The organism is Pseudomonas sp. 14P5.3.2 (assembly GCF_057799175.1).
On the sequence record NZ_JBYOKU010000058.1, the window covers coordinates 22,511 to 30,110 of the forward strand.

8 protein-coding genes are annotated in these 7,600 nt (G+C 59.1%); 4 read left to right on the top strand and 4 right to left on the bottom strand.

Annotated features, from left to right (window positions below):
- Positions 1-30: 30 nt before the first annotated feature.
- Together AC27VU_RS28100 and AC27VU_RS28105 are read left to right on the top strand one after the other, a co-directional pair.
- Entirely contained in the window at positions 31-1,272 is a 1,242-nt protein-coding gene (locus AC27VU_RS28100; protein ID WP_193774894.1) for a glutamine synthetase family protein, read from the top strand.
- A gap of 69 nt (positions 1,273-1,341) precedes the next feature.
- Complete coding sequence (locus AC27VU_RS28105) at positions 1,342-2,718, top strand: MFS transporter (RefSeq protein WP_488725353.1); 1,377 nt, start codon at positions 1,342-1,344, stop codon at positions 2,716-2,718.
- A gap of 230 nt (positions 2,719-2,948) precedes the next feature.
- On the opposite strand, the gene AC27VU_RS28110 is transcribed toward AC27VU_RS28105, so the two are convergent.
- From AC27VU_RS28110 to flgA, 4 genes are all read right to left on the bottom strand, one after another.
- Positions 2,949-3,695: a flagellar brake protein gene (locus tag AC27VU_RS28110; RefSeq protein WP_488725354.1), complete on the bottom strand. Its 747-nt coding sequence runs from the start codon at positions 3,693-3,695 to the stop codon at positions 2,949-2,951.
- Between the two features lie 92 nt (positions 3,696-3,787).
- Positions 3,788-4,255 (bottom strand): flagella synthesis protein FlgN, encoded by a 468-nt coding sequence (locus tag AC27VU_RS28115; protein ID WP_025112926.1) that lies wholly within the window; start codon positions 4,253-4,255, stop codon positions 3,788-3,790.
- A 48-nt stretch (positions 4,256-4,303) separates the two neighbouring features.
- Positions 4,304-4,630: a flagellar biosynthesis anti-sigma factor FlgM gene (gene flgM, locus AC27VU_RS28120; RefSeq protein ID WP_003227226.1), complete on the bottom strand. Its 327-nt coding sequence runs from the start codon at positions 4,628-4,630 to the stop codon at positions 4,304-4,306.
- Between the two features lie 159 nt (positions 4,631-4,789).
- Positions 4,790-5,551 (bottom strand): flagellar basal body P-ring formation chaperone FlgA, encoded by a 762-nt coding sequence (flgA, locus tag AC27VU_RS28125; protein WP_080593261.1) that lies wholly within the window; start codon positions 5,549-5,551, stop codon positions 4,790-4,792.
- A gap of 82 nt (positions 5,552-5,633) precedes the next feature.
- On the opposite strand from flgA, the gene AC27VU_RS28130 reads away from it, so the two are divergent.
- Together AC27VU_RS28130 and cheR are read left to right on the top strand one after the other, a co-directional pair.
- Positions 5,634-6,566, top strand: coding sequence for a chemotaxis protein CheV (locus AC27VU_RS28130; protein WP_003227223.1), 933 nt, complete (start codon positions 5,634-5,636; stop codon positions 6,564-6,566).
- Between the two features lie 46 nt (positions 6,567-6,612).
- Positions 6,613-7,440: a protein-glutamate O-methyltransferase CheR gene (gene cheR / locus AC27VU_RS28135; protein WP_003227220.1), complete on the top strand. Its 828-nt coding sequence runs from the start codon at positions 6,613-6,615 to the stop codon at positions 7,438-7,440.
- Positions 7,441-7,600: the final 160 nt, after the last annotated feature.

The window sequence follows — 7,600 nt, forward strand, 5'->3', positions numbered from 1 at the left end:
GATTTGAACGGTGTGCCGCTCGGCAAAGTGATGACCGCCGAGGGTTTCCTCGAAGGGCGGCGTTTGCAGATGGCACGGGGGGTGCTGCTGCAATGCATCATGGGCGGTTATCCGCCGGCGCGGTTTTACGGCAGCGATGACGGCGACCTGGCACTGGTGGCCGAGCCGAGCATGATTCACCCTCTGCCATGGAGCGACGAGCCACGTGCCCTGGCCATCTGCGATGCCGACGAACTGAGCGGCGAAAGCTCCAATCTGTCGACTCGCGGCCAACTCAAAAAAGTCATCGCCCGTTACGCCGCGCGCGGTCTGGCGCCGGTGGTGGCGACCGAGCTGGAATTTTTTGTCTTCGCCCCGAACACCGATCCGACTCAGCCGTTCCGTCCGCCGGTAGGCCTGGATGGACGCCGCGAGGATGGTCAGTCGGCGTTCAGCGTCAGTTCCAACAATGGTCTGCGGCCGTTCTTCAGCGAAGTCTATAAATGCATGGCGGCCCTCGGTCTGCCGCGCGATACCTTCATGCATGAAATGGGCGTCAGCCAGTTCGAGATCAACTTGCTGCACGGTGATCCGCTGTTGCTGGCCGACCAGACTTTCCTGTTCAAACACCTGCTCAAGGAAGTCGCGCTCAAGCATGGTCTGAGCGTGGTGTGCATGGCCAAGCCGCTGGCACACACGCCGGGCAGTTCGATGCATATTCACCAGAGCATCGTCGAGATCGCCACTGGCAACAACGTGTTCAGCGACGAGAACGGCCAGCCGACCGCAATGTTCCGCCATTTCATCGGCGGGCAGCAGGCGGGCATGGCTGATTTCACCGCACTGTTTGCACCGAACGTGAACTCCTATCAGCGTCTGTGTCACCCGTATGCTTCACCGAACAATGCCTGCTGGTCCCACGACAATCGCGCGGCAGGGCTGCGGATTCCGGCCAGTTCGCCGGTGGCCCGGCGGGTCGAAAATCGTTTGCCTGGCGCCGATGCCAATCCGTATCTGGCGATTGCCGCGAGCCTGGCCGCCGGCTTGCATGGTATCGAGCATGAGCTGGAGCCGAGCGCTGCGATTCAGGGCGAATTCGAAGTGCCGGACAATCTTTCGTTGCCGTGTACCTTGCATGCCGCGCTCGAGCGTCTGAAACGTAGCCAATTGGCCAGGGAACTGTTCGGACAGGAGTTCATCGAAGGCTACATCGCTTCGAAGACCATGGAGTTGACCAGCTTCTTTGATGAAATCACTCCCTGGGAACGGCGTGTTCTAGCAGCCCAGGCCTGACGAACTGTCGTCATCGGGCTATCGTTTGGATAGCCCGATACTTACTGCAAGGAGCCGCTCGGAACGCCGATGCGCCAAATCTGGAAATCCTTTCGAGCGCTGTATTTCGCCTCGCTGATGATGTTGATCGGCTCGGGCCTTCTATCTACATACTTGGCATTGCGCCTGGCCGCTGACCATGTCGATGGGCTGTGGGTCGGTGCGCTGATGGCGGCCAACTATTTCGGCCTGGTGCTGGGCGGCAAGATTGGGCACCGGCTGATCGCCCGGGTCGGGCACATTCGGGCGTATTCGGCGTGTGCCGGGATCGTTGGCGCGGCGGTGCTCGGACATGGTCTGGTCGACTGGCTGCCGGCATGGCTGGTGCTGCGGACCATCGTCGGTCTGGGCATGATGTGCCAATACATGGTGATCGAGAGCTGGCTCAACGAGCAGGCCGACGCCAACCAGCGCGGGCTGGTGTTCAGCGGTTATATGATCGCTTCGTATCTGGGGCTGGTGCTGGGTCAGCTGATTCTGGTCATGCACCCGGGCCTCGGCCTGGAACTGCTGATGCTGGTCGCGCTGTGTTTTGCCTTGTGTCTGGTGCCGGTGGCGCTGACTCGACGGATCCACCCGGCGCCACTGCATCCGGCACCGATGGAGCCGCGCTTCTTTATCAAGCGGGTGCCGCAGTCGTTGAGCACGGTGCTGGGGGCCGGTCTGATCATCGGCTCGTTCTACGGTCTGGCGCCGCTGTATGCGTCGCAGCAGGGGCTGTCGACCGAGCAGGTTGGTCTGTTCATGGGTAGCTGCATTTTTGCCGGACTGCTGGTGCAGTGGCCGTTGGGCTGGTTGTCCGACCGTTATGACCGGGCGCTGCTGATCCGTTGCTTCGCCGGTTTTCTCGCGGTGGCGGCGTTGCCGTTGGCGATCCTGCCGCAGGTGCCGCTGGAGGTGCTGTTTGTGGTTGGCTTCCTCTGTTCACTGGTGCAGTTCTGCCTGTATCCGCTGGCGGTGGCGTTCTCCAACGACCACGTCGAGGGCGATCGCCGGGTGTCGCTGACGGCGATGTTGCTGGTGACCTACGGTGTCGGCGCGAGTATCGGCCCGCTGCTGGCGGGTGTGCTGATGAAGCTGTTCGGCAGTCAGAGTCTGTACGCGTTCTTCAGCTTCTTTGCACTGGTGCTGGTGTGGCGCATTCGCCCGAAAGCCGTGACCAATCTGCATCAGGTCGACGACGCACCGCTGCATCACGTGGCGATGCCGGACAGCATGTCGAGTTCGCCGCTGGTGGCAGCACTCGACCCGCGGGTGGATGAGCAGGTGGTGCAGGAGCAGATGCAGACCACGGTTACGCCGGAGCCGGAGCCGGAGCCCGAGGTTCAGCCTGAAGCTGTGGGAGAAACTGATTCGGTTGATGAGGGTGATAAACCGACACCGGACATCAGTGGGGCCAGACCCTGAGTCGGGTGAGAGTAAGGCTGTTCAGAGACAGACACTGTAACTGTGGCGAGGGAGCTTGCTCCCGCTGGACTGCGCAGCAGGCCCCGCTTGCCAGATAAAGGGTGGGGGGCGCTTCGCGCCCCAGCGGGAGCAAGCTCCCTCGCCACAGGTGTCCGTTGCTGGCAGAAAGATTTTTGGCATAAAAAAGGGCAGTCCCGCGAGGGGCTGCCCTTTCTATTTGCCTGTACGAATCACAGATCGTCTTTATCGAACCGGCGTGCTTCACGCTGCAGTTGATAAACGAAGCGCTCGACGTTGCGCGCCGCCTGACCACTGATGTTGTGGAAACGCAGGCCGGCGAAGGTGATGTTGAGCTTTTCTTCGAAGTGCAGATAACGCAGTTCGACCGAAGTCGGCTGATTGCCGAACAGCGGGGTGGCGATCATGCGGTCATAAACCTGGCCCAGTTGCAGGCGGTCGGTGATGTCGCCTTCAAAGCGCAGCTTGCAACCGGTGGCGGAAATATCCAGCAGTTTACCGTTGATCGGTGCCTTGAGCTTTTCGCCACCGAGTTCAACGCTGACCAGGTCCGTCAGCTTCAGGGCTGCGCGAAAAGCGTTGCGGCGCTGGTGGTAAACCACTTCGGTCGGCAGTTCGCCGGTGTAGAAGCGGTCGCCTTCTGATTCTTCAATGTCCAACGTGCCGTTGCATTCCCAGGCGATACGCACGCCTTCGTGGAAGCCTTCGACCTTGAACGGTTCGCCCGCCAGCAGAAAACGCTCGCCATCGCGCGGGATCATCTCGTCCAGGGCAATCGTCGCGGTTTCCCGGTCAACCTTGATCAGGTAGCTCTGGAAGCGCTGACTGCGCTCGTGAAAGGTGATGATCAGCGGATCGTGGCTTTCTTGCAGCTGGCGCAGGTTGCTGGAGATTTCCAGGGGCGTGGTCAGCACCTTTGGTGGCTGCGGAGTATCATCCGCGCTTAGGGCGTTTGGCACGTTTTCTCAATCTCCAGACAAAATTTGACTACGACTAGCCAGCATTTTGCCAGCATGTTTCGCGGGTTGATAGTGCAGGCACATCGAATGGCTCACGCCTGGCTGAGCGTACGCGGCTTGGTGGGCTTGGCGAAAGTGCCTGTGGCGTCATACAACGCTGGTGGCTCGCCCCCGGTGAGGATTTTCAGCTGATTGGCCGTGGTGGCCTGCTGAATCTGGATCGACTGACCGTTTTTGACATTGGCCGCCTGGCACTGGGCAATCAGGTCTGTCAGTACGTCGCTCTGGGACAGCAACTGATCGCCAATGCTCGACTGGCTGGCCAGTTGCTCCAGGCCCTGACGATCAAGCGGCAAATTGAGGCTGGCGAGGATTTCGCTGCGCTTGCGGCCATGCTGTTCAAGCAGAATGATCAATGCCTGTTTGCGCGCCAGAATATCTTCGAGCAAGGGCATGTCGCGACCGTGCAAGGCGAGGGACTCGGTTTGCAATAACTCCAGCAATTGTTGAGCTGGAGCAAAGTCGTCGGTGATCAGTTGCAATAAATTAGTGTCGTGCATGGCTGGCCTTGGGTTCTAAGCGTCCAAAAGCCTGGCGCCGGCAAAAGCCTAGCGCTGGGCTTCGAAGTTGAGCAGTTTGCTGGCTACACGGTTGCTGTCGACTTTATAGCTGCCATCGGCAATCGCTGCTTTCAACTCGGCCACTCGGGCTTTGTCGACGGCAGGCTGATCGCGCAGCTTGTCAGTGACCTTCTGCAACTGTTGAGCCTCATTGCTGAGGTGTACCGATTCCCCGCTTTTTACGGTACTGGCCGTTTCGGCCGGGGTATTCAGCGGCGCGGAGGTGCCGGTATCGGCGGTTTCCTTGGCGTTGCTGGTACGTGTACTGCCCGTAAGTGACGAGGAGCTGTTCAAACGGCTGAAATCGATGACCATGTTAAAAACCTCTGGGAATTTGGACGCTTGCCATGTTCTCGGCCATCCCCTGGAAAACTTTAGGCTCATTTGCAATGAGCTGCATGCGTCGAAGCGTGTCCTGCTTCGGCACAGTTTAGGGAAGCGTCGAGGCCGGCGCCAGTTTTCTGCGTGAGCGTTTTACATGGCCACTTCCACTTGGCCCGGCGCGATGACCTGCGCCTTGATCACCCGGTTCGAGTTCAGGTTTTTCACCCGGATCTGTTCCTTCAGACCGCCATTGGCCAGGGCTTCGCCGGGCATGCGTACGGCGAGCGTACCGCTGCGGGCGATGATGACCACCTGATCGCCCTTGCGCACCACTTCAGCCTGTTCCAGATGCACCAGGGTAATGACCTGATCGGCGACCGTTGGTCGGGTTAATTTTTGCCCGATGGCTTCATCCACTGACGTCAGGAAACCCTGATTGATCTGGCTGACGTCGCGTTCACGCAAGGTCACGTCCTGCGGCTCGATAATCCCGGCGCGTTTGAGCGGTCGTGTGGTGGTGACAATCTCGCGAAACAGGCGGACTTGAGCGGGCACGAACACCGTCCAGGGCGAGCTTCCCTCGCAACGGACCTTGACCGTGACCCGGCCCAGCGGACGTGCCGGACTCTCCAGCGACGCTGTCAATTCCTTGTCGCACATAGGCATGCGCATACGTGGATCGAGCTGGTTGACCTCGATTTCGTAGCGGCCTTCGGTTTGACTGGTAGCCAGATAGTCTTCTACGGTGAACTCAAGAAAGCCCTGAGTGACGCCGATAAGCATGTCAGGCAAGGTAACCGTATCAGCACCGGCAGGGCTGCCAGCGAAAAACAAGCAGACGGCAGACGTCGCGCACAACGCTTTGCGGGTGCGGGAGGTCAGGCGTCGGAAAAATGTCGTTTGAGCGTTCATACGAGTTAAAAAGCAAGCGCCGTGCCGTTTAGCAATGAATGTGCGTCGCAACAACACTTGGCGTTGGTGTAGGAGTCTGGGCATGGCTGGTGTAATGGATTCGGTGAACCAGCGCACGCAACTGGTAGGGCAGAATCGCCTGGAGCTGTTGTTGTTCCGTCTCGACGGTCAACAGCTCTACGGAATCAACGTGTTCAAGGTGCGGGAAGTGCTGCAATGCCCGTCGCTGACGTTGATGCCCAAGTCCAGTCCTGTCGTGTGCGGGGTGGCGAATATTCGGGGGGCGACCATTCCGATCCTTGATCTGGCAATGGCGACCGGTTCCGGGGCGTTGAAAGACAAGAAAAATCCGTTCGTGATCATCACGGAGTACAACACCAAGACCCAGGGTTTCCTGGTTCGCTCGGTGGAGCGCATCGTCAACATGAACTGGGAAGAGATCCATCCGCCGCCCAAGGGCACGGGGCGCGATCATTACCTGACCGCTGTGACTCGAGTCGACAATCAGTTAGTCGAAATCATCGACGTCGAGAAGGTGCTGGCGGAAGTCGCGCCGACGCCGGAAGCGATTTCGGTCGGTGTGGTCGATGTCGAGACCCAGAGCAAGGCGTTGTCGCTGCGGGTATTGACGGTCGATGACTCGTCGGTGGCGCGCAAGCAGGTCACGCGTTGCCTGCAGACGGTCGGTGTCGAAGTGGTGGCGCTGAACGACGGCAAGCAGGCGCTGGATTATCTGCGCAAGCTGGTCGATGAGGGCAAGAAGCCGGAAGAAGAGTTCCTGATGATGATTTCCGACATCGAGATGCCGGAGATGGACGGGTACACCCTGACGGCGGAGATCCGCAGCGACCCGCGCATGCAAAAGCTTCATATCATCCTGCATACTTCGTTGTCGGGGGTTTTCAATCAGGCGATGGTCAAGAAAGTCGGTGCCGATGACTTCCTGGCCAAATTCCGTCCTGATGACCTGGCATCCCGGGTAGTCGACCGGATCAAAGCAGCAGATATCAGCTAGGGGCCTTCTGCCCCTGGCGGTCAACACGATTTAAGAGGCGGCATCATTGTCTACGGGTAATTTGGATTTCGAACAGTTCCGGGTCTTCCTGGAAAAAGCCTGTGGCATTTTGCTCGGTGAAAACAAGCAGTACCTGGTCTCGAGCCGTCTCAACAAACTGATGGAGCAGCAAGGCATCAAGTCCCTGGGTGAGCTGGTACAGCGCATCCAGACCCAGCCGCGCAGCGGTTTGCGCGAGCAGGTGGTCGATGCCATGACGACCAACGAAACCCTGTGGTTTCGTGACACCTATCCGTTTGAAGTCTTGAAGAACAAGGTGCTGCCCGAGGCGATCAAGGCCAGTCCCAACCAGCGTCTGCGGATCTGGTCGGCGGCGTGCTCGTCGGGTCAGGAACCGTATTCGCTGTCGATGTCGATCGATGAGTTCGAGCGCAGCAACCTCGGTCAGTTGAAGATGGGTGTGCAGATCGTTGCCACCGACCTGTCCGGCAGCATGCTGAACAACTGCAAGACCGGCGAGTACGACAGTCTGGCGATCGGTCGCGGTTTGTCCGCCGATCGTCTGCAGCGCTACTTCGACCCGAAAGGGCCGGGGCGCTGGGCAGTCAAGGCGCCGATCAAGAATCGCGTGGAGTTCCGCTCGTTCAACCTGCTCGACAGCTATGCGAGTCTTGGCAAGTTCGACATCGTGTTCTGCCGCAACGTGCTGATCTACTTCTCCGCCGAGGTGAAGAAAGACATCCTGTTGCGTATTCACAGCACGCTGAAGCCGGGCGGGTATCTGTTCCTCGGCGCTTCCGAAGCGCTGAACGGTTTGCCGGATCATTACCAGATGGTTCAGTGCAGCCCGGGGATCATTTACCAGGCGAAGTGATTGCATCGGCAATACAAAAAACGGGAGTCCTCAAGGGCTCCCGTTTTTTTGTGCCTGAGTTATCTCCCTCACACACCACAAATCTCCTGTGGGAGCGGGGGTGGTGGGGGGGGGGGGGGGGGGGAAAAAAAAGAAGGGAAGGAAAAAAAAAAATCCAAAC